The sequence below is a fragment of the Dyella flava genome, assembly GCF_016904955.1.
Classification (GTDB): Bacteria; Pseudomonadota; Gammaproteobacteria; order Xanthomonadales; family Rhodanobacteraceae; genus Dyella_B; species Dyella_B flava.
Genome location: NZ_JADIKE010000018.1, coordinates 42,860 through 67,023 on the forward strand (window position 1 = coordinate 42,860; position 24,164 = coordinate 67,023).

The window sequence follows — 24,164 nt, forward strand, 5'->3', positions numbered from 1 at the left end:
GGGATAGGCGGGATACATCATGCAAAGGTATCCGGGGCAGGGTGAAATGCCTGGATAGCGTAGCGTGGATGGAAGCCAACGTCAGGCGTCACGCCAACGCCGGGCTGCTGCGCTGGATCGGCATGCAGCACGCACCATTTTGCGAAAGAGATGGTCATTGCGCAGAACTTGCGATGTTGATTTCATCGCTTGCGGAAGTGCGATAGCAGCTTTGTCTGCCTAGTACTTTCGGCCCTGCCGGAGCGGGTATCGGCTTGTTAGCGTGTACGTGCCGCGAGGCGAAGGAGTCATGTCATGCGCCGTTACCACTGCTGCCTGATGGTTGCCGTCGTCGTGCTCGGCTGGAGTTCGCGCGGCTCAGCCGCCGAAGTATTCGGCATTACCTTGCATCAGCCTTTGAATATGCCCGAGTGCCTTAAACGGCAGGATGCTTATCTTTCCGATGACCACGAGCAATGCTTCAAGTGGCCGGAAGGCGTAACACCTTCCGGCGCCTTGCCGGCGCATGGAGAGGTCATCGTCAATGTGCCGCTGGAAGATCGCCCCAGCTACATGAGCGGCACGGATGTGGTGGTGGGCTTGAAGGACGGCGTGGTGGTGAGCGTGTCGGCCAAGACACATGGCACGGCTGGCGGCGGAGATGACACCCATTGGTTGAAAGAAGCATTCGGAAAGCCGCAGCAGCCACCGGTGCAAATCAACACGCAACCTAATGGGTTCTACTCGCTGACGGCGAACTGGTTGTTACCCGATGGCACCACGGTTTACTACAACAGTGCCGAATGGGGCACCTATTACGGATTGGTGCGGGTGCAATCGCCTGATGCCAGCCCGCATCAGTTGGGTATCTGGGATTGATGCGGCAGGTGTTGATGTGAGTGGAGTGTGAAGCATCCGGACGGCGGTTTGCCTTCGGTGCCGGGGCTGGGCGCTGTCGGCAGGTAAATGTATCCGTGGTCGCGCCCTGTTGTCTCATTCGGTAGCAGCCATTTGGCTATCCACCTTTGCCGGGGCAACGGGTTTGCGCCATTCAGCCGATGCCGTTCCATCAAACCGGCAGCTTTTAACTACTCTACAGTCGCTTTCGTTACGGTCGGCTAACAACCCGGAGCGCACATTAATTGTCCAGGCAGCAAAAAGGCAGCTGCCCCCAACCTGCGATGCGGTCGAGGCCATCCATGAATATTCAAGCCACACCACATGCTCGCTCACCATGGCATCTGAGCACCTGGTCCGACTATTTGATGCGCGTCATGCGCCCAGGTCGCCAACAGGTGCCGGTGCACATGACCCGGCGGCAGGAGCTGCTGGCAGCGCAGGACAAGAAGCGGCAGGAACAGCGGGCTCATGTGCTGGAGTTACTGCGTGAAGTGAAGGAAAAGAATCACCACGCCGCGATGCATCCGAAGGGGCCGTAAAAGCATCGGCCATTACTTGCGAAAACAGCGCCCGCAAGCAGTAAAGGAGTTATCGATGAACGGCCCCGTGTCCAAGGGCTGGCGCTTCTCTTATAGCCAATGATCGACCGGGCAGGGGCGCCCGAGCAGATAGCCTTGTCCCATCTCGCATCCCATGCGAAGCAGGGTGTCGAACTGCTCCTGGGTTTCGATGCCTTCGGCGATTACCTGGATGTTCAGCGCATGCGCCAACGCCAAGATGGCGGCGACGACGGTGGTGCTGTTGGTGCTGCCGTCTTTGTCGAGTTCGTGCACAAAGGCACGGTCGATTTTCAGCATGCGCAAAGGCAGCGAATGCAGGTAGCTGAGCGATGAGTAGCCGGTGCCGAAGTCATCGAGCGCAGCGCCGACGCCGGAGATGCGTAGCCGCTCAAGCGTGGCGCGCACGCTTTCCGGGTTATCCAGCAAGGCCCCCTCGGTGACCTCGGTGACCAGCCGGGAGGGTTGCAGGCCGGTGCGTTCAAGCATTTTCAGGATGCGGGTGTCGAAATCGACGTGGCGCAAATGCAGCGCCGAAACGTTGAAGGTAATGAACGGCTCGGCCGGACCTTTTTCCGCCAGCAGGCGACAGCTCAATTCGAACATGCGCCAGTCGATCGCCTCGATCAGGCCGCTGTCTTCGGCAATCCGCACGAAATCCGAAGGCTTCAGCAAGCCGCGTTGCGGATGGTTCCAGCGGATCAGTGCTTCATAGCCGACGATCGTGCTGTCTCCAAGCCGGAAGATGGGCTGGAAGTGGGGCTCGAACTCATTCTGGCGCAGTGCCTTGCGCAGTTCGCTTTCCATCGTCAGCACATCGACCATGTCCTTGGCCAGCGCCTCATCGAACACGGCGAAGCGTTTGCGGCCGAGTTGCTTGGCCTGATACAGCGCCAGATCCGCATCGCGGATCAGTTCGTCGGCGTCCAGATAGCTGGGATCGCCGCAAGCGATACCCACGCTGATCGAGGGCTCCAGTTCCTTGCCGGAAATACGCAGCGGCGCGCTCACGGCTTGCAGTACGCGGCTGGCGATGGTCGTCGCGGTGGTGGTGACTTCGATATCTTCAAGCAGGATGGCGAACTCGTCGCCGGACAGGCGCGCCACCATGTCCGGCTCGCGCACGTGAGTCAGCAATCGCATGGCGATGGCTTTCAGAAATTCATCGCCCGCCAGATGGCCAAGGCTGTCGTTGATGACCTTGAAGCGATCGATATCCAGATACAGCAGGGCACAACGGCGATTTGGCTCTTGCTGGATCGTGCTGAGCACGGTGTCCAGGCGCTCGCGTAAATAACCACGATTGGGCAGGCCGGTAAGCGGGTCGTGCATCACCTGGTGATGCAGCTGTTGCTGCATTTGTTCGCGGCGGGCGATTTCGGCGCGCAGTTCACGCGTGCGTTCTTCCACCCGGTGCTCCAGCCGGAGATTGGCCATGTGCAGGGCTGCGGCGGAGCGTCGCCGATAGATGCTGTTGGCGATCTGCAAGGCCACGAAACCTAGCAGTTCCTTTTCGGCAGCACCGTAGCTGGCATTGATGTCGTAGCTCTGCACGACGACCACGCCGATGGTGGCCTCGTCCACCTTGAGCGGTACGCCCAGCCAGCAGGCGCAGGGGTCGCCAATGCTGTGCGGCACGACTTCGCCGCGTTCTGTCAGCACCAGGATGTCGTCGCGAGTACCCGACCAGGCCTCACCCAGCCGCAGTACGTATTCGCTCAAGCCGCGTCCAAGCGGGCGGCTCAGGGTGTGGCGTACGCCGGTGTCCATGTAATAGGGAAAATCCAGCTTGGTGCGATCGTCACTAAGCAGGGCGATGAAGAAATTCTTGGCGTCCAGCAAGCGGCCGACGACGGTATGCACGCGCTCATAGAAGGTGTTTTCGTCAATGTCGGCGGTGGCGAGCTGGGCGACCTGGAACAGGGCCTCCTGCAGGTGTTCGGCGCGTTGCCGCTCGTACACTTCCTGACGCAGGCCGCGATTGACTTCGGCCAGTTCCTCGGTGCGCTGGCGCACGCGCCGCTCGAGTTCGTCCTTGCTTTCCTTGCGTTCCAGCGCGGTAAGGATGTGGTTGCCGACAAATTCGAGCAGGGTGGAATCGTCCCGCGAATAAACCAGGCCGGTAGCGTAGCTTTGCACCACCAGTGCGCCATGCACTTTGCCGTTGTGCTGCATGGGTACGCCCAGCCAGTCGTCGCTGGCCGGACCGGACAGGACCAGCGGACCGTTGACCTGCTGGGTGAGCTGCTCGTCATTGCCCATGATCGGCTTGCCCTGGGTGAGCAGATACCAAGTGAGCGTGTAGCGGCGTTCCTCAAGCGGGATTTCGGATGAACTGGGCTGGTTTTCGTCCTTGATGTCCGCGTAATACAGAAAACGCATGGTGTCGCGTTCGGGGTTGTAGCGCACGATGAAAAAGTTCTCGGCGTACATCAGCCCGCTGACGATGCGATGGATCTCGCGCAGCATGTCGGGCATGTCGAGATTCGAACCGGACAGATCGGAGATTGCGAACAACGCGCGTTGCAGGTTTTCGGAGTGCTCCAGCTGGGTATGCGAATCGTAGAGGTCGGCAAGCTTCATCGCGTGATAGAGCTGCCGTATGCCCAGCCGCAGACATGGGCCTATGTTCGCCAGCATGTTCCTGGCGGTGGCTTCGCCGTTGAGCTCAAGCAGCAGGACCACCTGCTCCTGGGTGAGCAAGGGCAGGGCAAATTGCCGGCCATCCGGCGAATGGAGGCCTTCACCCGTACGCAGCGCATCCCCGGCCAGTTCCTCTTCGATATAGGGCGGCCTGGAACCGGTGGCATGCTGGTGGCTGCCATAGGGATTCAGCCACAGCACTTGTGCACGGGCACAACCGGCCTCCTCTCGAGCCAGCGCTTCGATAAGCGCCCCCACTTCTTCGGGGGTGGTGGCTTCGATAAGGCGGCCGAGCCAAGCCGCATGTTCCGGCTCACTGGCGGGTCTTGCTTGGATAGGAAGAGTCCGGCTCATGGCCACCTAACTATCGGAATGCCACCTATCAACGAGTACCTGTTGTGTAGAAAATGTGAAAAGGCGCGAATGAGGCTGAATCCGTCGACACATTACTGATGTATCGGTCGCTGCCCGCCGGGCCTTAAGCCTTTTGATGTGAATGGCGTAAACGCCGCCCCTGTATTGCGGCATCAGCATAGCGTGAATTGCGCCGGGTTGAAGAGGTGAGGCTTGGCCGGCATGGCAGGGGTGCCGTAAGCGGCCAATTCGATTCTTTTTCAGGGCCAATGGCACTTGGTTCCCGTGCGCTTTTGCATAACCATCGAAAAGGCATTGCGCCTTGCAGCATGACTTCAGGCATGTGCCCGGAATGCTGCGAGTAGTGATGATGCGCGGAGGAGATGGCCTGCTCGGGCGGGCCTTATGTAGGGACTACAGGAGGGAACAACAATGAAAAAGGGTTTGGCAACGGCGCTTGCCGTGGTGGTTTTTGCAGGTTGCGCTACAACGGGTAGCAAACGGGTCGATCAGGAAGCCCTGTCCACCTTGAAGCCGGGCGTTACGACCATCGCCGAGGTCAAAGCGACCTTCGGGGCGCCGTTTCAGGACAGCAAGGAACCGGACGGCACTGAGCAATTGCAGTACATAAGCAGGATCAAGGTGCCGGATGACAGGGTGCCTTCCGTCGGCTCCAACATCCCCAGGACGATCGAGAAAAACGTCTCTTCCCTGTTGGTTTTCGACAAGAGCGGCCACTTTCTGCATGCCTGGGAGGCCGACAAGACCGTCGATGAAAACGTGCCGGGCAATATGGGGTCGTTGCAGTCCAGTGATATAACCAGGGGCTCGATGTATAGCCACGGTTTCTAGCCCGCAGTGCTCCCTCTCCCCTTCGGGGAGAGGGTTGGGGTGAGGGGCCACACTCGCGAAAAGCCCCTCCCTTTTGGATGGGAAGAGTGATCAGGCCCAGGCCGCAAGCCACATCAAACCGGCGGCGGATTACGCTCCGCAAAACCACGCTGGTGCCAGTACGGATACACCGGCGTCACATCACTGGCCGCATCGAGCTTCGCCACTTGCTCAGGCGTGAGGTTCCAGCCCACCGCGCCCAGGTTCTGCCGCAGCTGTTCCTCGTTGCGCGCACCGATCACCACCGTTGCAACGGTAGGACGCTGCAGCAGCCAGTTCAGCGCAATCTGCGGGATCGACTTGCCGGTTTCCCTGGCGATGTCATCCAGCGCATCGATCACGCGATACAGGTATTCGTCATCCACCTGCGGTCCCATGTCGGCCGTCTTGTGCAAGCGGCTGACGGCGGGCAGCGGCTGGCCGCGGCGGATCTTGCCGGTCAGGCGGCCCCAGCCCAGCGGGCTCCACACCACCGCGCCGAGGCCCTGGTCCAGGCCCAATGGCATCAATTCCCATTCGTAATCGCGGCCGATCAGCGAGTAATACGCCTGGTTGGCGACGTAGCGCGAATAGCCATAGCGATCGGCGACGGCGAGCGATTTCATCAGATGCCAGCCGGAGAAATTCGATACGCCCAGGTAACGGATCTTGCCCGCGCGCACCAGGTCATCCAGCGTGGAAAGCGTTTCCTCCACCGGTGTCATCGCATCAAAACCATGCAACTGGAACAGGTCGATGTAATCGGTGCCCAGACGCTTCAGCGATGCGTCGACGGTATTGATCAGGTGGTAGCGCGATGAACCCACGTTGTTGGGCGCATCGTCGAAGCGGAAGGTGGCCTTGGTCGAAATCAGCACCTGATCGCGACGACCCTTGATCGCTTCGCCCAGTACCGATTCGGCCGCACCGGACGAATAGATGTCCGCGCTATCGAACATGGTGAGGCCGGCCTCAAGGCAGATATCCACGAGGCGGCGCGCTTCGGCCACATCGGTGCTGCCCCATTCTTTGAAAAAGTCACCCTTGCCGCCAAAGGTACCCGTACCAAAACTCAGCACCGGCACCTTGAAGCCCGATGCGCCTAAACGCCGATATTCCATTGCAATATCCTCTCGATGATGGGGAGCGCCAATAACCAAACACTCATAGCGGCGTGAGAGTTGAATTCAAGTAAGCCTATGGTGGTTTTGGAGGATCATGCAAAAAATGAAGCCATCCAGGCAGCGTGCCGGATGGCCTCGCTATCCGTGCAAGGGCCGGTTACTGCTTGCCCGATGCAGGCTTGATGCTGGCCAGGTAATTGGCGACCAACGGCCCCTGGAGTCCGTAGCCGTTATCGCCGAAAAACAACCGATGCCCGTCCCGGCCGTATTTGTCGATGCGGCAAAGATGTGCCTGTCCGCCGGATGGGTCGTGGGCGCGAACCAAAGTGTTGCCGTTCCGGCAAAAAAGAAAGCCGCCATTGCGGCGGCTTGGATCGGCAGACTCCCGGAGCAGGGGAACCCCAGAAGGCATGTCACCGACCGCGCTTTTTTTCGCATATCAAATGTGATGATGACGAAAAGGAACGGACATTTTTTCGCGCAGAAGTTCACAGTTTTCGAACTGCGGTAATCTGTGATGGTGATGTGAAAGCAAGTCACGCAGTGGATGGGTTTGGCTGATCAAGTCCGCCATCAAAAGCGGATATTCCGTTTGATGCGGAACAAGAATGCGAACCCAGACACCACCTGGCTCAAAAGCATTGAAAAATATCGTGTCACCTTTAAAGGAGCGTCCAGTAAGCAAGGGGTTTCGAATATCGCTAATGAATCTTTCGAATAACTCCCAGCTTGTTATGCACAATGCGTCGCGATTCATTTTTTTCGTCCATGAACTCTTTGTACGCTTGGTCGGCGCCGTCCCAGAATGCATTGGAAGGGTCGCAATCATCGATCACGATGATTCCACCTGGAGAGAGTATTTCGTACAGCTCATGCAGGCTTTTCTTGATGGGCCGATACAGGTCGACATCCAGCAGGCAAAATGAAAGTTTTTTGAGGGAGGTCAGGTCATACTCATTGACGTCGGCCTGGATGGATCTGACTCGCGTGATGCCATTCTGCGCCATGGTTCCATCAAACCATTTTTGCTTGTTGGATTGAAAGCCGTTGTACATGCTTCTGTTTTTGCCGCGGTCATCCACCTCGACCCGGACGTCCTCGGCAACGAAACCGGCGAACGTATCGATCGCGAAATAATCTTTCTCGATGCCTTTCGCGTCCATGTATTTATTGAGGAAAACCGTGGCCGATCCATCGAAGCATCCAACTTCGGCAATGGCTCCATCCACATCCCTGGTGTCTTCGATGCACTGACAAAGGAAGCCAAGCTGCGGTGGGGTGAAGTTGTATGCGTATCGCGGAAAGAAATACCTCCGCAATGGTGAGTTGAATTGGGTTTCTTTAAGAATTTTCGCGATCCGTGGATTCATCGCTTTGCCTCCCGTTGCGAAGAAGCTCACTTTCAGGTGGCCTCGCATTTGCAAGACCGTATGCTCGCTTGGCCCACAGCGGTCGAAGCATACTGAGAAGCATGCGGTGGCACGTGTTTGAAATGTTAAGTTGTTCTTAGCGCCGCCGATGGCCATAGCCACCACGACATAGGCCGGCTCTGTTTTGATTGAGGACTTTAGGGGGAGCGATGCGATTTAACGTCTACGGCCGATTCCTTTTAGACATCAAGCGTGAAGGAGGCGCCTGGGTTATCTATCGCATCGCCGATGGGAAGCGGGTGCTGAGCAATGACTTCGTCATTCCTTCAGACCTGGAGGAAGCTGAGATTCCACAATTTCTTGATGATGTCTTCCATGAACTTTCCGGCCCGGATGACCGTGTCGATGTGGTGCCCTGAGTGTCTGTCGCCAACGAGCCGTTCCGATTATCGAATCAGCCGCTTACCTCGGCGGATACGCGGTGAAGATGTAATCCTGCGAGGCCACCGTCGTATGGCACTTATATCCACACTCGGCACCGGTCACCGACGGCTTGAACGTCTTTGATGCGGTGTTATAGGTGAATTGGGCGTAAGCCCATCCGTGCGTGTTGGGGAAGCGCTTCGAGTCCTTCTCGATAAATGAGACCGACTTCAGGGTGTCGGGTACTTCAACAAAGTACGGAGACTTCGTATTTACCTTCTTGATCCATTCGATCTTTACAATCTTGGAGCCTTCGGGAAACGGCTTGCCATTGCCAGGAATGCCATCCTTGTAAGCCTGGATCATCGTATCGTTTGCCAGAATCGCCTTCACGCTGGTCTTTGTTTCACTGACCGCGACATCTTGCCAGGCGTCGTAGCCTTTGAACTCGGAGAAGGCGAGTCCGTTCGGGACGGTCAAGCTGTATCTGTCCTGTTGCGCAAGCGCGATGCCCCCGATGCTTCCGAGGACGGCAAATGATGCGGCAGCCGTGACGATAATCGTGACGCTCTTGCGTTTCATATCCGGCCCCTCTTCTCTGGTTCGAGACGATCGATCGAACGACGAATGGTTCGCAGCGAGGCGGCAGCGATGCTTGAGTATTGGGTTATGACATGAAGTCGGTGAAATGCGCGTTAGTCATTTGCTAGCAGCGGCGATCAAGTATGTGAGGTTGTTTAAGCTTTCGATTATATAGCGGCTATGTAGGTATCACGTGGCGGTTGCGCCGGATATTGCATAAGCGTGCGGCTGCGTTTCAGCACATTATCGACGTATCACAGGCATGGGCAGCGCGTTCGAGTCCATGACGGGATAGCTAAGACTTCATGGGAAAGGGGATATAGGGTGGCGTCGTCAATCAGATTGCCGGGATAGGAAGGATGGCAAATCTCTTGCTTCAAGTTTCCTCGATACGAATGACATCGGGGGAATTATGCGGACGTGGATTTGCCTATTTTTATTGTTGGCGCTAGGGGTTGGCGCTACGGCTGCAGGCCAGCAGGCCCAACCTGGAGGCTCGCCACAAGGGACGCAGAGCGTCACTAATGGCTCAACCCAGTTAATCGAACAGGGGAGTTACGTGAATCGAGATGGCGTGGTGGTGCACAGTCCGGCCCATACCGTCTCCGGAGCCGCTCCATCTGGTGCTTCTGCGCGATGCCGGGATGGAAGTTACAGTTTTAGTCTGCACCATAGCGGCACCTGCTCGCATCACGGCGGTGTGTCGGAGTGGCTCAAATAAGCTGATCCTTTAGCCAAAAGGGATGTATGGCTGCGACCAGTTGTCAACCTATGGTCCGACTCTTATCGCTATAACGCGATGCGCCGCCGTAATGTGGAATTGTTTATCGATAGACATTAGAGCCTCCTTGCGACCCATCAAGATCGCGTGCAACATGTGGCACTGATGTGCCCTGAGTAGATGGCTCCTATGCACCTGACATGGTCCTGGATGATACTGGTGCTTGCGTCGTTCGCTGCGGGAGTGCAAAACGCGCTGGCCGGTGGGGGATCCTTCCTTACTTTCCCTGCACTGCTGGTCGCTGGCCTTGACCCCCGCGCGGCGAATATTGCTTCCACCATCGCGTTGTTCCCCGGCCAGGTGACTACTGGGCTGGCCGGCCGAAAAAATGTTGCCGGTGCAGAAGGCCTATCGTTCCGCATGCTGTTTTGGATCAGCCTGATCGGTGGTGCATTAGGGGCCGTTTTGCTGCTTGTGACGCCGGTTAGCGTATTTACCCGGCTTGTGCCGTTTCTGGTGCTGTTCGCGACGGTTGTATTTGCCTGGGGCAGCTTTTTTAGGAAACCAGCTGATAACGGCACGAACCCATCTCTAGACCGACGTGTTGCCGTGTTTATGCAGTTCTGCATCGCCATTTATGGCGGTTACTTTGGCGGCGGCATCGGCATTCTTATGCTGGCGGCTCTTACCGCGGCGGGTCTTGGCGTGCGCACGGCCGGCGCGACCAAGAACGTGTTGGCGGCCGTGATGAATGCCTCGGCGGTATTGATCTTCCTGGTTGAGGCACGTGTTCTTCCGTGGTTGCAGATCGCATGTGTGGCGGTCCCTGCAATCTTTGGCGGCCAGATTGGTGCGCATTTATTGCACCGAATCAACGAGAATGTGCTGCGCATCGCCATCGTCTGTATTGGTGTTGCGCTGACAATAGGCCTGTTTGTGACCAGTTAGTGGTCCTTTGCCGGGTTGACTTGATTTTGGCCGGGCAAGCATGTCGGCCGAGTGCAATAGATGAACTCTCGCCAATACAAAAAAAAGCCCGGCATTTTCTGCCGGGCGTTTGTTTTGTTGGTTGGGTGGCATCTGCGTTAGTGCAGGGGGCGGACTCGAAAATTACGCCCTTTGATCTTGCCGGCACGCAGGCGTTCCAGTGCTTTGTTCGCCAGCGCCCGGCTGACTGCGACGTAGGCACGTGTAGCGAAGACGTCGATCTTGCCGACGTCGTCCGCCTTGAGGCCGGCATCGCCGGTCAATGCACCGAGAATGTCTCCGGGTCGCAGCTTGTCCTGGCGACCGGCGTCGATCACCAGCGTTTTCATCGGCGCCAGATTCAGTGTTTTGCCACGCGGCGGCGAAAGTTTCAGCGGGTGCCAGGGCAGCGGTCTGCCCAGCGCCTCTTCGATGTTCCCGGCTTTCGGCTTTTCGCGCGGGGTGCATAGCGCGATCGCAAGCCCGGTTTGCCCGGCGCGTCCGGTGCGGCCGACGCGATGGACATGTGTATCGGGATCGTGGGCGATGTCGTAGCTGATCACCAGCGGCAGGGCGGTGATGTCTAGCCCGCGTGCTGCCACGTCGGTCGCCACCAGTACGGCGCAACTGCGGTTTGCAAACTGCACCAGCACTTCATCGCGATCGCGTTGTTCCATGTCGCCATGCAAGGCCAGCGCGGAAAAGCCACGGCGATCCAATTCGTCCGCTACGGCGTCCACGTCGCGTCGCATATTGCAGAACACCAGCGCGTGCTGGCCGCGCTCGCCGGTAAGGAGTTGGGCCAGCGCGTCGAGTTTGTGGGCCGGATCAACCTCGATGAACTGCTGTTCGATCGCGGGCTTTGTATCGGCCGGCGCTTCCACGATGATCTCGACCGGGTTGCGCTGCACGCGCTTGCTCACTTCGCGGATATCGTCCGGATAGGTCGCCGAAAACAGCAGTGTTTGATGATGCTTGGCGATGCGCCCGACGATGTCATCGATGGCCTCGCTGAAACCCATGTCCAGCATGCGGTCGGCCTCGTCCAGCACCAGCACCTTGATGCCGCCGCCATGCAGGCTGCCACGCTTCAAATGCTCCTGCACGCGGCCGGGTGTGCCGACGACGATGTGCGGATCATGCGTCAGCGAGGCCAATTGCGGCCCCAAGGGCATGCCGCCGCACAAGGTCAGCAGCTTGACGTTGGGGATGTTCGCGGCGAGCTTGCGGATGGCTTTGCTTACCTGATCGGCCAGCTCGCGCGTCGGGCAAAGCACCAGTACCTGCAGGCGGATCGTTTCCACGCTCAGCGATTGCAGCAGGCTCAGCCCGAATGCTGCGGTCTTGCCGCTGCCGGTCTGCGCCTGGGCGATCACGTCGCGTCCCTCCAGCATGGCTGGAAGGCTTTGCGCCTGGATGGGCGTCATCTCGCTATAGCCGAGCGTTTCGAGGCTCGCGAGCAAAGGGGGTTTTAAGTCAAGCGTGTTGAAGGCAGTCATGCCGTATGATCGCATGCGGGCCTCGCGCGCGCGATGTGGGATGGATGAGGCATATCCTCAACCCCCTCATGCGTGTTTCCGCGGTCAGGAAGATCCTTTCGTCGAAGACCCTTGACCGTCAGGGAGGGGATGCTTGCGGCGTTCGGTTTGAAAGGTTTCCGAGTGCGCAGATGACTGGAAACGGTAGAGCGTGAGCCCGATGCCGATAAGCAATGCAGAGCCACCTACCACCTTCAGCAGGAATAATCCTGGATGGTTGTCACCCTCGGGTGGAATCATGGAGGTGACGATGGCCAGCAGCGTGACTGCGAAGCCGGTGAGTCCGGTGATCCAGCATCCGATCATGCCGATCTGCGACCGCTTGGCGCCTTCGCCGGGGCCCGCGCCGCGACGGCGCAGCACGGGGAATGCCAGCATGATGTAGAGCAGTGGCAGCAGCGACATGATCACCGTCATGTCGATGAGGATGATATAGGCCTCATGGATGGTCGAACCGGATAGCGCGGCCATCAGCATCAAGGACGTCAGCACGCCCTGGATCATCAGTGCGACATGCGGCGTGCCGTAGCGCGGATGCAATCGCCCCAGCGCCGCGGGCAGGTAGCGGTCCACGCCCACGACGAAGGGAAGGCGCGCCGTGCCCGTGACCCACGCGGCCACGGTACCGATGGAACCCAGCGTCACCAGCGCAGCGGTCAAGGGGCCGAAGGCGGGCAAACCGATGCGGTCGCCGATGGCCGCCAGCGCCTGTGGAATACCACCGATGACGTCGATCGTCGAGGCGGGCAAGGCGATCAGCAGCGACGCGGTACCGGCGATGTAGATCGCCGCAATCACCACGCATGAAATCAGTGTCGCGCGTGGAATCTGCCGCTTCGGATCACGGATCTCTCCGCCGAGGATCGGTCCCAGCTCCAGTCCCTGGAAAGCCAGTGCGATCGTTGCAAAGGTGGAAAACGTGGCGAGCTTGCTGAAATCAGGCATCACGTTGGCGGTGGTGATGCGTGTGGCCGGGCCGAAGCGGTACAGGGCGACCGCACCGGCGATCAGGATCAGTGCACCCGCCGACCAGGTGGCGGCGCCGCCGATGTTCTGCAGCCACTTCGCTCGCTGCAGGCCGAGAATGCTGAGTAAGGTCGCCGCCCACAACACCAGCAGGGAATAGCTCAGGTTGTAGCGGCCATCACTTGCGTGCGACAGCCAGTGCGGACCACCGACATGCAAAAAGATCCCCGCGCTGAAGAGCAGCATGGACGGGAAGTAGGTCAGATTGGAAACCCAGTATGTCCACCCGGTGATAAACCCGTGCACGCCACCGAAGGCCGTTTTGGACCAGAGATAAAGACCCCCTTCGCCAGGCACGCGCGAACTCAGGTCGAGTACCGCCAAAGCCAGCGGAAGAAAGAAGCCGAGCAGGCCGAGCAGCCACAGCACCATGCTGGAAGGGCCGACCTGGGCTGCCACCGACAGCCAGCGCAACGCGACGATCGCAGCGATGTTGAAGAGCACCAGGTCCCACGTGCCGAGCACGCGACGCAAGGTCGTGGAGTGTTCTGCGGTGGATGTCGTTGCCATCGTCTACGCTTCCCTGGGCGAGGTGATTGCGCGATCAGGACACGGCATCTTCCTGGCGAATGTTCCGCGCGCCGAGTTCACGGGAGCCATGGGTGTGCGCCTGCGCAGGATGATCGCCAATCCGGCGCAAGGGAAGGCCCGCCATCAGATTACGCTCGATCTGCTCGAGCGTCGCGCCCTTGGTTTCCGGCACCAGCCAGAGGGTGAGCGCAATGAACAGCAGGTTGAGCACCGCGTAGAGCCAGAACGTGGCTGCGTTGCCGACGCTGTTGAGCAGACTGAGGAAGGTGGCGCCGACGATCATGTTGGCAACCCAGTTCGTTACGGTCGAGCAGCCGATGCCGAAATCGCGTCCTTTCAGCGGTTGCACTTCCGAGCACAGCGTCCAGATCAGCGGACCGGCCGACATCGCAAAGCCGACAATGAAGATCAGCAGCATCGCTACGGTAAACATCTGCTCGGCGTGCGAAGCAATGCCAGCACGCATCATGCTGCCGACCACGCCCAGCCCGATCGCCATCACGGCAAAGCCGATGTAGAGGATGGGCTTGCGGCCGAGCTTGTCGACCAGTCCAATCGCGATAAAGGTGGCGAGCACGTTGGTCAGCCCTACGATGGCGGTGAACCACAATTGCGCGTGCGTGTCGTAGCCCATGTTCTGGAAGATGCGCGGTGCGTAGTACATCACCACGTTCATGCCGGTGAACTGCTGCATCAGCTGCAGCAACATGCCGAGTCCGACCGAACGGCGAAAATGGGTGTTTTCCTGGAACAGATGCCAGCCACGCTGCGGGGTCTTGAGCTGTTCGGCAATGTCAGCCATTTCGCGCTTTGCCACGCCTTCATCGCCGCGCAGGCGATGCAAGACGTCTGCGGCCTGCGCCGTACGGCCGCGCATCATCAGCCAGCGTGGACTGTCCGGCAACACGCTGACACCCAGCAGGAACAGCGCGCCGGGAATCGCAATGATGCCGAGCATCCATCGCCAGTTGCCGCTGTAGCTGAAGGCCGTGTCGGAGAGAAACGCCACCAGGATGCCGATGGTGATCATCAGCTGGTAGAGCGAGATCATCGCGCCACGAATGCTTTCGGGGGCGACTTCGGCCAGATAGAGCGGCGCATTGAAGGTGGCGATGCCGATCGCCAGCCCCAGGATAAGGCGTGCCGTGATCAGGGCCTGCGGCGACCAGGCGGCGCCGCACAGCAGCGATCCGACGACGAACAACGCCGCGCCAAGCATCAACGACCGTTTGCGCCCGAGCATGGCCGACATCCACGACGCACCCAGCGCCCCGACCGCCGCGCCGAACATCATTGCGCTGACAATCCACTCGATGGTGTGGTCGGAAATATGGAAGCCGGCCTGGATGAACTGGGTTGCACCGGAGATCACGCCGATATCCAGCCCGAACATCAGACCCGCCAGTGCAGCCAGGATGCACGTGAATACAGCCGTGGCGCGGGAGTGCTTGGTCGAAGGTGTCGCAACAGCATTCATGAGGACGATCCTGCAGGCGGCTAAGCGCGATGGATGGTAGGCGGAGAAGGGATCACGACGCGTTTCATGCTCAGGGCGGCCTGCCGAGAAAACGCGGCTCCGGCAGGCCGTGCACCGGCATCGTTGCATGGAAGAGTGCGCCGGCGTAGCGATCGGCATGCAGCTGCTGCGGCGACAGCCCGGTTCGTGCGCTGGTGACGTACAGGGTGTCGAGGCGTGCACCGCCGAAGACGGGCCGGGTCGGCTGCTGCGTGGGCACGGGCAGGCACTCACGCAGCGAACCATCCGGCGCATAACGCGCAATACGTGCCATGCCCCATTGGGCGTTCCACAGCGAACCTTCGGCATCGACGCAGGAGCCATCTGGCTCGCCCGTGACATCGCCCAGGTCCGCAAACAGGCACGGCGGGCCCAGCGCGTCGCCATACGAGCATTGCTGGATACGGCGCGACAAGGAATCGCAGAAATACATCGTGTCGCCCGTAGGACTGAAGGCGATGCTGTTGCTGATCGCAACGTTCGGCAGCGCGAGCCGTTCCAGGCGCAGGTCGGCATGCAGACGCCAGAAACCGCCCAGGCGCTGTTTGCTACCTTCGGCGGGTTCGTGCAGGGTGCCAAACACGAAGCGTCCCTGCCGGTCACAGGCGCCGTCGTTGCAGCGCGTAGGCAGATCCGGTTCGACCGCATGAAGTGTCTGCAGGTGGCCGTCTGCCAGGCGGAAAAAAGCCAGCCGCGAGGCAAGCGCCAACAGCAGCCATTCGTCGGATTCGCACAGCGCGAACGAAGCCAGCCGCTCGGGCATGGGCCACTGCGCCAGTTGTCCGTCTGCAGGATGAAGGCGGAACAGTGTGGCGCGCTGGATGTCGGTCCAGTAAAGCGCCTGGGCGCGTTCGCACCACACGATGCCTTCGCCTAGCATGTCCCGTGCATCGAGCAGCACCTCCATCGGCGCCAGGCCTGTCGGCGCCGTCATACCCAGCCGCCATCCACGATGAAATCCTGCCCCGTGCACATGCGACTGTCGTCGGCGGCGAGGAACAGGGCCGCGCGTGCCAGATCCTCGGCCAGCAGGAAGCCGGGCAGGCATTGAAAACGCGCGATCTCTTCGCGTCCGGCGTCGTCCAGCCACAGACGCGCCTGCTTCTCGGTGATCACCCAACCCGGCACGAGGCTGTTGATCCGAATGTGCTGCTTGCCGAGCTCGCGGGCCATGCCATTGACGAAACCGTGCACGGCGGCCTTGGCCATCGCATACAGCGGATAGTCTGCGTTCTTTTTCATCCAGCCGGTGGAGCCCAGGCAGATGATCGAGCCACCGCCAAGCAGTTGCATGTCCGGAATGACCGCCTGGGTCGCGAAGACCTGATGACGCAGGTTCACCGCCACATTGCGCTCGAACGTCGCGGCATCCACATCGGCGAGCGCATGGCGCACGTCGTTGGCGGCGTTGTTGATCAATACCGCAATCGGTCCGATCGTTCGTCGTGCTTCGGCGATGGCGTTTTGCAGTGCCTGCAGATCGGTGAGATCACAATGCAGATAATGCGGCGCATATCGCACATCGGACAGCGATGCGCATAGCGTTACGGCGCTGGCATCGTCCACATCGAAAAACGCCACGCGCGCGCCCTGGCGGGCAAAATGGTCGACAAACGCCGCGCCGATGCCGCTGCCTCCACCCGTGATGAGTACACTGCGGTCGACCAGGCTGGGATAGGTTGCGTACGAAGACATCAGCGGGCTCCAATCGGACCGGGAAACAGCAGTCATGCCTACCATTCCGCCACGCTGCCGTCGTCGTGGCGCCATAGCGGGTTGCGCCAACGGTGCCCGACCTGGGCGCGTTCGGTAACGTAGGCTTCGTTGATCTCGATGCCGAGGCCCGCCCCGCCGGGAATGGTCACATAACCGCTTTCGTAGGCGAACACTTCGCGGTCGGTGACATAGTCCAGCAGATCATTGCCGGCGTTGTAATGGATGCCCAATCCTTGTTCCTGGATGAAGGCGTTGTGGCACACCGCATCGAGCTGCAGGTTCGCAGCCAGTGCGATCGGCCCGAGTGGGCAGTGCAGGGCCAGTGCCACGTCATAGGCTTCCGCCATGGCGGCGATCTTGCGGGTTTCGGTGATGCCGCCAGCGTGCGACGGATCCGGCTGGATAATGTCCACACCGCCCGTTTGCAGGACACGCTTGAAGTCGTAGCGCGTATAGAGTCGTTCCCCCAGCGCGATCGGTGCGGCGCCGATCGCGGCCAGCTCAGGAATGGCCTCCAGATGCTCGGAGAGGATCGGCTCTTCGATAAACATCAAGTTGTAAGGCGCCAATTCGCGCATCAGTACCTTGGCCATCGGCTTGTGCACCCGACCGTGGAAATCGACGCCCAGGCCGATGTGCGGACCGACCGCATCGCGCACGGCTTGCACGTTTTCCAGCACACGATCGACCTTGGCGTAACTATCGACGAAATGCATCTCTTCGGTGCCATTCATCTTGACGGCGGTAAAGCCACGCTCCACGGCGGCTTTGGCTGCCTGTGCGGTATCCGCGGGGCGGTCGCCGCCGATCCACGAATACACACGGATGCGTTGACGCACAGGTCCACCGAGCAGTTCATGCACCGGCACACCATGATGCTTGCCCTTGATATCCCACAACGCCTGGTCGATGCCGGCGATGGCACTCATCAGGATCGGACCGCCGCGATAGAAACCACCGCGATACATCACGTTCCACAGGTCTTCGATGTGGCGCGGATCCTTGCCGATCAGGTAGTCGGCAAGTTCGTCCACGGCTGCTGCGACGGTTTGCGCGCGGCCTTCCACCACCGGCTCGCCCCAGCCGCTGATGCCGGCATCGGTGTCGATGCGCAGAAACAGCCAGCGCGGCGGCACCAGGAAAGTGGTGAGTCGGGTGATTTTCATGCACGGTGTTCCTTGGCATTTTTGGAGATGGCGGTCCATGCCTGTGCAAAGGCATGGCCGCGACGGGCGATTTCTGCGGCATCGAGCCCGGGCGCGTACAGCGCCGAGCCGATGCCAAATCCACGCGCGCCGACGTTGACCCAGCGCGCCATGGTCTCGGGCGTGATGCCGCCGACCGGCAGTACGGGCAGGTCTTTCGGCAACACCGCGCGCCAGGCCTTGAGCCCTTCGGGCGTTACCTGTTCGGCGGGAAACAGCTTCAGTCCATCGGCGCCGGCAGTCAGCGCGGCAAAAGCCTCGGTCGGCGTCGCGACGCCCGGTACGCATATCAGGCCCATCGTTTTGGCAGCGCGAATCACGCTGACGTCCGCATGCGGCATAACGATCAATCGGCCGCCGGCGGCAGCGACATCGTGCACTTGCGCAGGTGTCATTACGGTACCGGCGCCAACCAGGAACGTAGGGCCGAGAGACTGCGCCAGGCGGCGAATGCTTTCCAGCGGCTGTGGCGAATTGAGCGGCACTTCCAGTACGCGAAAACCGGATGAAGCCAGCGCCGCGCCGACGGCCACCGCTTCATCGGGATGGATGCCGCGCAGGATGGCTACCAGCGGCAGGGGATCGAGCCAGGGCGTCAGCATGCAGGTGTTCCCATGAAAACATCAGATGAACCCGCGTCGACCCATTGCGCGTGACAGGCAATCTGCCACAGGCCGTACGCAGCGGCGTCGATGACCGGCTCAGCCAACTCAAGATCAAAATGCGCTGCCGCGGAACGATAGCGCGCGCATAGCGCAGCGTCGCCGATCAACTGGATGGGAGTTTTGTGGCAGAAGCGTCGGGTGGCCAACGCGGAGCGCAGTTCCTCGCCGATCAGCAGACCCGAGAGATAGTGGGGTACGCCGGTAGGCGCCAGCGCGTTGTCGAGCATCAGTGCACGCGCGCAGAACAACCGGCTGAGCGCGCCCGCGGCGCCGCTGTCGCGCGCGGCGATGACGCCGCGTGCGAAGGCATCCGGATCGGCCTCCACACCGGGGACGTTCACTGCAAGAATCGAATGCTGTTGCAGCAAGGCAAACAGTTCACCGGTCATCAGCGTGCAGAAGTCGGTCACCGCGCCGTCGCGCACGCTTACCCATTTGCTGTGCGTGCCGGGCAGTATCCAGGTGGATTGCGCCGCCAGCAAAGGCCACCGTGCCAGAGCGCCCATCAACTGGGTCTCTTCGCCGCGCATCACATCCGGATCGCGCGGATTGCGCAAGCCACACACGATGTGCACATCCAGGCCATCATCCGCGCGTACGCTGTGAAGGCTTCGGCCAAGCTGGGTCATCGTCGCGGGTAGATCCAGATACGGCACTTCCCGCCATCCCTGGCGACTGCCGACCATGCCGCAGGCCAGTCGCGGCAACCTGGGCCATCCCGCGGTGATATCGGCCAAGGCGCCGTTGAAGCCGCCCTCCGGTAGCTGGCGGACGCCCCAGGGATGCGCCCGCGATTCGCGGATGCTGCCTGCCTCCAGCCAGTAGGCACGCAGGCTGGTCGTGCCCCAGTCGAGTGCGATCATGCCACTCATGCGCGCGGATGCTCCTGATGTGATGCTGCGTGAAGGCTGAGTATCACGGCGAAGCGTCCTTCCAGACCAGCGCCTGCGCCGGAGCCAGTGGCGTATGGCCATGCACGATGGTTGCGGCGGCGGGGAGGGTGGGTGAGAACGGCTGCGGGTTGTAATTGACCATGACATAGAAGCCGCCGCGCCAGTCGAGAAATACACCGGTTGGCAGATCCTCGATCGCCACGCCAGAGCGTTGGTAGACGCTGCGCACGATCTCGCGTTCGAGTTCGCCGTCATCGGTGGATACGCCAATCATGGTGACGGTGCCTTTGCCAAGTTGCCGGGTGGTCGCGGCGGCCTTGCCGGCGTAGTAATGATTGGCATACGTAGCGAGCACGGTGGTGCCGGGATGTGGTGTGAGAATGTCGGCCCAGCGATGCCAGGTATACGTCTTGCCGTTGGCCTTCACCGTGCCGTCGGCGCTTGGCGGCAACATGTCGAAGCCGTCGACGTCATCGCCGATCAGATCGAGGATCGGCGCCGACCACGGACCTTCATGAAACTGACCTTGTGCGTTCTTCTGGCCGGTACGGCTGGTCAGGATCAGGTGGCCGCCTTGCTCGACGTAGCGTCGCCACTTGTCCGCCAAGGCCTGGCTGACTAACTGATACGCAGGTGCGATCAGGAATGGATAACGGTTGAAGTCGTCGTCTTCGGCGATGAAATCCATCGGCGCGCCGGTGCTCTTCACCGCCAACGTGTATGTATTGCGGTACGCCCAGCTGTTCCACAAGGTGGTTTGCGGCTGGATCTCCAGATCCCAGAAAACGTCCTGGCTCCATAAATAGGCGGTGTAGCGTGCGGCGAGTTTCGGCGGCAGCGGCGCCTTGTCGTTGAGCTGTGGCTCAAGCGCCTTGATCTCGTGTAACGCATCGACAAACTCGCGCCCGGTACGCGACGGCGTTACACCGTCAGTGCCGATGATGCCCTCGTGATACATCTCGCTGCCGCGCAAGGGATGGCGATAGCGATACGTGCTGATGAAGGACGCGCCGGAAGCGAATGCATGCCACATCCACATGCTGACGGCGCCCGGCATCGGCTGCGGATTGATCTCGCCCCAGTTGACCTGGCCGGGCTGCAATTCCATCACGCCGAACGTGCCGTTGATGGAGCGGAAATACGAGGCTGCTTCCATCAGGTTGGCAGGCTTGCCGATGGCGTAGCTATCGCCGCCCAGGATGTTCGCGCCGGCCACCGGGTAAAGCGTGAAGCTGGGAAAGTCCAGGCCGTGGCTGCGCCGGGGATCGGTAGCCGTGCTGACATTGGTGTAGTTGGTGGTCACCCATTGCCCTGGACGCGCGTATTTCTTGATGATGGCCGCCTGCGCATCGAGAAAGTCCGCCGTGGTGTCGGCCTGGAAGCGTGCGAAATCGAGCAGCGCGTGCGGGCTTAGCTTGTCTTCGGCAGCCAGCGTGGCGTTGGGGATATGTACTTGCTTGAAACTGCCGTAGCGGGTGCTCCAGAACGAGCCGGCCCATGCCGTGTTCATCGCGTCGATCGTGCCGTATTTCTTTTGCAGCCAGGATTGAAAGGCGGCCCGTGCGCTATCGCTGTAATCGAGGAATGTGCTGGGCTCGTTATCCACCTGCCAACCCCACACGCGCGGATCGTGGCCGTAGTGCTGAGCCATGGCGGTCACCAGGCGCGCCACGAATGCCTCGTACTTGGGGTTGGCCAGCGAGACTTCCGCGCGGATGCCGTGTTCGTGGCGCTGGCCGTGTTCGTCCACCCGATAGACCTCCGGATAGCGTTCGTCCATCCAGCTGGGTGGGGCCGCCGAGGGGGTGCCGAGTATGACGCGCAATCCAGCCTTGCTGGCCAGGTCGATGGCGTGATCCAGCCAGGTGAAATCAAAGTGGCCTTCTTCCGGCTCCAGGTACGTCCAGTCGAATTCGGCCATGTGCGTGAATTCGAAGCCGAGCTTGTGCATGCCTTCGAAGTCGCGCTGCCACTGACTGCGCGGCCATTGCATGGGGTAATAGAACACGCCAAAGCTCATCGGCTCGGACTGATGCAGTAACGCGGCGCCTCGTAACGGAGCTGGATGCGGCCCGCCCATGTCGACCGGAAAGGCGGTGGCAGTGGTCATCACGGCAACCGTCATTAGCGCCGCGAGCAAGGGCCGAAACATAGGTGACGCCTCTGGCAGATTTAAATGTCAACTTATACTACAATTAGGTTCCCTGCAATATTGTTCCCGCCCGATCCTATGGATGCTCTGACTCCTTTTGAGGCTTCGCAGCTGGCCGATTGGTATTGGCGTATCCGCGGTGATGTCAGCGAATTGCCGTCCTACGCCGACCAGAATTTCCGCATTCGCAGCGAGACGGGCGATTACGTGTTGAAAGTGGCCAATCCGTCGTGGTCGCGCATGGATCTGGATCTGGAAAACCAGGCGATGATGACCCTGGCCGAGCGCGAACCCGCATTGTCCTGGCCGCAGGCGCTGCACGCGATCAACGGCCAGCATCTGCTGACCTTCCCGGTCGCGGGGCAGATCCGTCAGGTGCGCGTATTGAGCTTCGTGCCGGGCCGCACGTATGCCGATGTGATTGGCTCCTTGATGCCCGCACAACGCACCGCCTTGCACGAGAGCCTGGGGGGTGCAGTGGGTCGTCTTACGCGTGGGTTGCAGGATTTTCATCATCCTGCGGCCGACCGCCAGCACGACTGGAATCTGATGCGCCTGCCGACCTTGCGTCATGAGGTGGCGCACATCGATGACGGCGCGCTGCGTGCCGTGGTGCAAGCGAACGTGGATGCATTCTGCGAGCAGTTGCCCTTGTGGCACGAGCGCTTGCCGATCGCCGTGCTGCACAACGACGCCAACGATCTGAATGTGATTGTGATCCTTGACGAGGGCGGCCCGCGCGTCAACGCCGTGATTGATTTCGGTGACATGTGCACCAGTTTCCGCCTGGCCGACCTCGCCATCGCCTGCGTGTACGCCATGCAGTACGAGACTGATCCGGTGGCCTGCGCACGCACCATCGTGCAGGGCTATCTGGCGCAATGTCCACTCCTGCGCACGGAGCTGGAGCAGTTGCAAACCTTCATACTCGCGCGCCTGTGCCATAGCGTGCTGATGGCGACCCGGGCGCATCGGGAAGCACCCGATAATTCATTCATCCTGGTGTCGCAGCAAGGTGTCCGCGCTTTGTTGCGGCATCTGGCCGGCATCGATCGTCATGCCATTGTCAGGCCCTTTTTGGAGTCACGCCATGATTGACACTCGCGCCCTTCGCCCCGTCCTGGACAGCGTGCCGCAGCGAAGCAACGACGAGATCCTCAAGTTGCGTCGCCAATGGCTGAATCCGACGTTGAGCGTTTCATACCGGGAGCCGCTGAAGATTGTGCGCGGCGAGGGCGTCTGGCTCTATGACCAGCATGGTCAGGCTTACCTGGACATGGTCAACAACGTCTGTCATGTCGGCCATTGCCATCCACGCGTGGTCGAGGCCGGGCAAACGCAGATGGCCAGGCTCAACACCAATACCCGTTATCTGCACGACAATATCGTCGAATATGCATTGCGCCTGACCGCCACCTTGCCGGTGCCTTTGTCGGTGGTGTTCCTCACCAACTCCGGCACGGAAGCCAACGACCTTGCGTTGCGCCTGGCGCGAGCGCATACGAAAGCGCGCGGTGTGATCGTGGTGGATCACGCCTACCACGGTCATTCGCCGTCGATGATCGAACTCAGTCCGTACAAGTTCAACGGGAAGGGCGGTGAAGGGCCGTCCGCGCATGTGGGTGTGGTAGCCATGCCCGATACGTATCGCGGTGTGTTCCGCGAAGGCCCTGAAGCCGGGCGGCAATTTGGCCAGCTATTACAGCCGGCGATTGCCGATCTGCATGCACGCGAGATGGCCACGGCTGCCTTTTATTGCGAATCGCTCATGGGATGTGGCGGCCAGCTCGTCCTGCCGGATGGTTACCTGCCAGAGGCCTACGAAGCGGTTCGTGCGGCCGGCGGCGTATGCCTTGCCGACGAAGTGCAAGTAGGCTTCGGCCGCGCGGGCGAACACTTCTGGGCATTCGAAGGGCAGTACGTGGTACCGGATATCGTCACCATGGGCAAGCCGATCGGCAATGGTCATCCCATGGGCGCGGTGGTAACGACACCGGAGATTGCCAGCAGCTTCGTCACGGGCATGGAATATTTCAATACTTTCGGCGGTAACCCGGTGTCTTGCGCCATCGGCCTGGCCGTGCTCGACGTGATTGCGGAGGAGCAGCTGCAGGAGAACGCGCGCCGTGTCGGCGCATTCCTGATGGATGGCCTGCGCAACTTGCAACGCCGCCACGATTGTATGGGCGACGTGCGCGGACAGGGCTTGTTCGTCGGCGTGGAGCTGGTGCGGGATCATGATGCCCGCGTGCCGGATCAAGCCACGGCCAGCGCGGTGGTAGAGGCGATGAAGGCTCGCCATGTGCTGCTTTCCACCGAGGGGCCCGATGACAACGTGCTGAAGATCAAGCCGCCGATCGTCTTTAGCCAGGCTAACGCCGAGCAATTCCTGGACACGCTCGATCAGGTCCTGACCTCGGTATAGCTTGGGCC

The 24,164-nt window shown here is 60.4% G+C and carries 22 protein-coding genes; 9 read left to right on the forward strand and 13 right to left on the reverse strand.

Features of this window, described 5'->3' with window-relative positions:
• Positions 1 to 294 precede the first annotated feature (294 nt).
• Both ISP19_RS00940 and ISP19_RS00945 read left to right on the forward strand, forming a co-directional pair.
• A complete protein-coding gene (locus tag ISP19_RS00940; protein WP_204678625.1) occupies positions 295 to 858 on the forward strand; it encodes a hypothetical protein in 564 nt (187 codons plus the stop codon).
• Between the two features lie 320 nt (positions 859 to 1,178).
• A complete protein-coding gene (locus tag ISP19_RS00945) occupies positions 1,179 to 1,418 on the forward strand; it encodes a hypothetical protein (protein WP_204678632.1) in 240 nt (79 codons plus the stop codon).
• Between the two features lie 90 nt (positions 1,419 to 1,508).
• Here ISP19_RS00945 and ISP19_RS00950 read toward each other — a convergent pair whose 3' ends face one another.
• Complete coding sequence (locus ISP19_RS00950) at positions 1,509 to 4,433, reverse strand: bifunctional diguanylate cyclase/phosphodiesterase (protein ID WP_204678639.1); 2,925 nt, start codon at positions 4,431 to 4,433, stop codon at positions 1,509 to 1,511.
• A 432-nt stretch (positions 4,434 to 4,865) separates the two neighbouring features.
• Here ISP19_RS00950 and ISP19_RS00955 point away from each other — a divergent pair, with 432 nt between their 5' ends.
• Positions 4,866 to 5,285 (forward strand): hypothetical protein, encoded by a 420-nt coding sequence (locus ISP19_RS00955; RefSeq protein ID WP_204678641.1) that lies wholly within the window; start codon positions 4,866 to 4,868, stop codon positions 5,283 to 5,285.
• Between the two features lie 113 nt (positions 5,286 to 5,398).
• On the opposite strand, the gene ISP19_RS00960 is transcribed toward ISP19_RS00955, so the two are convergent.
• Positions 5,399 to 6,424 carry an aldo/keto reductase gene (locus ISP19_RS00960; protein WP_204678643.1) on the reverse strand — a complete coding sequence of 342 codons (1,026 nt, stop codon included), beginning with the start codon at positions 6,422 to 6,424 and terminating at the stop codon, positions 5,399 to 5,401.
• Positions 6,425 to 6,521: 97 nt separating this feature from the next.
• On the opposite strand from ISP19_RS00960, the gene ISP19_RS00965 reads away from it, so the two are divergent.
• On the forward strand, positions 6,522 to 6,938 hold the full coding sequence (locus tag ISP19_RS00965; RefSeq protein ID WP_204678644.1) for a hypothetical protein: 417 nt from the start codon (positions 6,522 to 6,524) through the stop codon (positions 6,936 to 6,938).
• Positions 6,939 to 7,128: 190 nt separating this feature from the next.
• Here the strand turns inward: ISP19_RS00965 and ISP19_RS00970 are convergent, their stop codons facing one another.
• Positions 7,129 to 7,953 carry a TylF/MycF/NovP-related O-methyltransferase gene (locus ISP19_RS00970; protein ID WP_204678646.1) on the reverse strand — a complete coding sequence of 275 codons (825 nt, stop codon included), beginning with the start codon at positions 7,951 to 7,953 and terminating at the stop codon, positions 7,129 to 7,131.
• Between the two features lie 53 nt (positions 7,954 to 8,006).
• Between ISP19_RS00970 and ISP19_RS00975 the strand changes: the two genes are divergently transcribed.
• On the forward strand, positions 8,007 to 8,216 hold the full coding sequence (locus ISP19_RS00975; protein ID WP_204678648.1) for a DUF7661 family protein: 210 nt from the start codon (positions 8,007 to 8,009) through the stop codon (positions 8,214 to 8,216).
• Between the two features lie 43 nt (positions 8,217 to 8,259).
• Here the strand turns inward: ISP19_RS00975 and ISP19_RS00980 are convergent, their stop codons facing one another.
• Positions 8,260 to 8,802 (reverse strand): cytochrome P460 family protein, encoded by a 543-nt coding sequence (locus ISP19_RS00980; RefSeq protein WP_204678650.1) that lies wholly within the window; start codon positions 8,800 to 8,802, stop codon positions 8,260 to 8,262.
• 412 nt (positions 8,803 to 9,214) lie between these two features.
• On the opposite strand from ISP19_RS00980, the gene ISP19_RS21535 reads away from it, so the two are divergent.
• The gene (locus ISP19_RS21535; RefSeq protein ID WP_204678652.1) at positions 9,215 to 9,523 is read left to right on the forward strand and encodes a DUF3761 domain-containing protein; all 309 of its coding nucleotides are present in this window, start codon (positions 9,215 to 9,217) and stop codon (positions 9,521 to 9,523) included.
• A 189-nt stretch (positions 9,524 to 9,712) separates the two neighbouring features.
• Entirely contained in the window at positions 9,713 to 10,471 is a 759-nt protein-coding gene (locus ISP19_RS00990) for a sulfite exporter TauE/SafE family protein (RefSeq protein ID WP_204678654.1), read from the forward strand.
• Between the two features lie 137 nt (positions 10,472 to 10,608).
• Here the strand turns inward: ISP19_RS00990 and dbpA are convergent, their stop codons facing one another.
• The 9 genes from dbpA to ISP19_RS01035 form a co-directional block, all read right to left on the reverse strand.
• A complete protein-coding gene (gene dbpA / locus ISP19_RS00995) occupies positions 10,609 to 11,988 on the reverse strand; it encodes an ATP-dependent RNA helicase DbpA (RefSeq protein WP_204678656.1) in 1,380 nt (459 codons plus the stop codon).
• An 84-nt stretch (positions 11,989 to 12,072) separates the two neighbouring features.
• A complete protein-coding gene (locus ISP19_RS01000; protein WP_204678658.1) occupies positions 12,073 to 13,563 on the reverse strand; it encodes an APC family permease in 1,491 nt (496 codons plus the stop codon).
• A 34-nt stretch (positions 13,564 to 13,597) separates the two neighbouring features.
• Positions 13,598 to 15,061 carry a sugar porter family MFS transporter gene (locus ISP19_RS01005; protein ID WP_204678660.1) on the reverse strand — a complete coding sequence of 488 codons (1,464 nt, stop codon included), beginning with the start codon at positions 15,059 to 15,061 and terminating at the stop codon, positions 13,598 to 13,600.
• A gap of 70 nt (positions 15,062 to 15,131) precedes the next feature.
• The gene (locus ISP19_RS01010; RefSeq protein ID WP_239556324.1) at positions 15,132 to 16,034 is read right to left on the reverse strand and encodes an SMP-30/gluconolactonase/LRE family protein; all 903 of its coding nucleotides are present in this window, start codon (positions 16,032 to 16,034) and stop codon (positions 15,132 to 15,134) included.
• Entirely contained in the window at positions 16,031 to 16,795 is a 765-nt protein-coding gene (locus ISP19_RS01015) for an SDR family NAD(P)-dependent oxidoreductase (protein ID WP_204678662.1), read from the reverse strand. Before ISP19_RS01015 ends, ISP19_RS01010 begins: the two co-directional genes overlap by 4 nt.
• A gap of 38 nt (positions 16,796 to 16,833) precedes the next feature.
• Positions 16,834 to 17,982 (reverse strand): galactonate dehydratase, encoded by a 1,149-nt coding sequence (gene dgoD / locus ISP19_RS01020; RefSeq protein WP_204678664.1) that lies wholly within the window; start codon positions 17,980 to 17,982, stop codon positions 16,834 to 16,836.
• The gene (locus ISP19_RS01025) at positions 17,979 to 18,623 is read right to left on the reverse strand and encodes a 2-dehydro-3-deoxy-6-phosphogalactonate aldolase (protein ID WP_204678666.1); all 645 of its coding nucleotides are present in this window, start codon (positions 18,621 to 18,623) and stop codon (positions 17,979 to 17,981) included. The genes dgoD and ISP19_RS01025 overlap by 4 nt, the downstream gene beginning before the upstream one ends.
• On the reverse strand, positions 18,617 to 19,558 hold the full coding sequence (locus ISP19_RS01030; protein ID WP_204678668.1) for a 2-dehydro-3-deoxygalactonokinase: 942 nt from the start codon (positions 19,556 to 19,558) through the stop codon (positions 18,617 to 18,619). Before ISP19_RS01030 ends, ISP19_RS01025 begins: the two co-directional genes overlap by 7 nt.
• Positions 19,559 to 19,601: 43 nt before the next feature.
• Positions 19,602 to 21,731: a beta-galactosidase gene (locus tag ISP19_RS01035; protein WP_204678670.1), complete on the reverse strand. Its 2,130-nt coding sequence runs from the start codon at positions 21,729 to 21,731 to the stop codon at positions 19,602 to 19,604.
• Positions 21,732 to 21,809: 78 nt separating this feature from the next.
• On the opposite strand from ISP19_RS01035, the gene ISP19_RS01040 reads away from it, so the two are divergent.
• Positions 21,810 to 22,829 (forward strand): phosphotransferase, encoded by a 1,020-nt coding sequence (locus tag ISP19_RS01040; protein WP_204678679.1) that lies wholly within the window; start codon positions 21,810 to 21,812, stop codon positions 22,827 to 22,829.
• On the forward strand, positions 22,822 to 24,156 hold the full coding sequence (locus ISP19_RS01045; protein ID WP_204678681.1) for an aminotransferase class III-fold pyridoxal phosphate-dependent enzyme: 1,335 nt from the start codon (positions 22,822 to 22,824) through the stop codon (positions 24,154 to 24,156). Before ISP19_RS01040 ends, ISP19_RS01045 begins: the two co-directional genes overlap by 8 nt.
• The last annotated feature ends 8 nt before the right edge of the window (positions 24,157 to 24,164 follow it).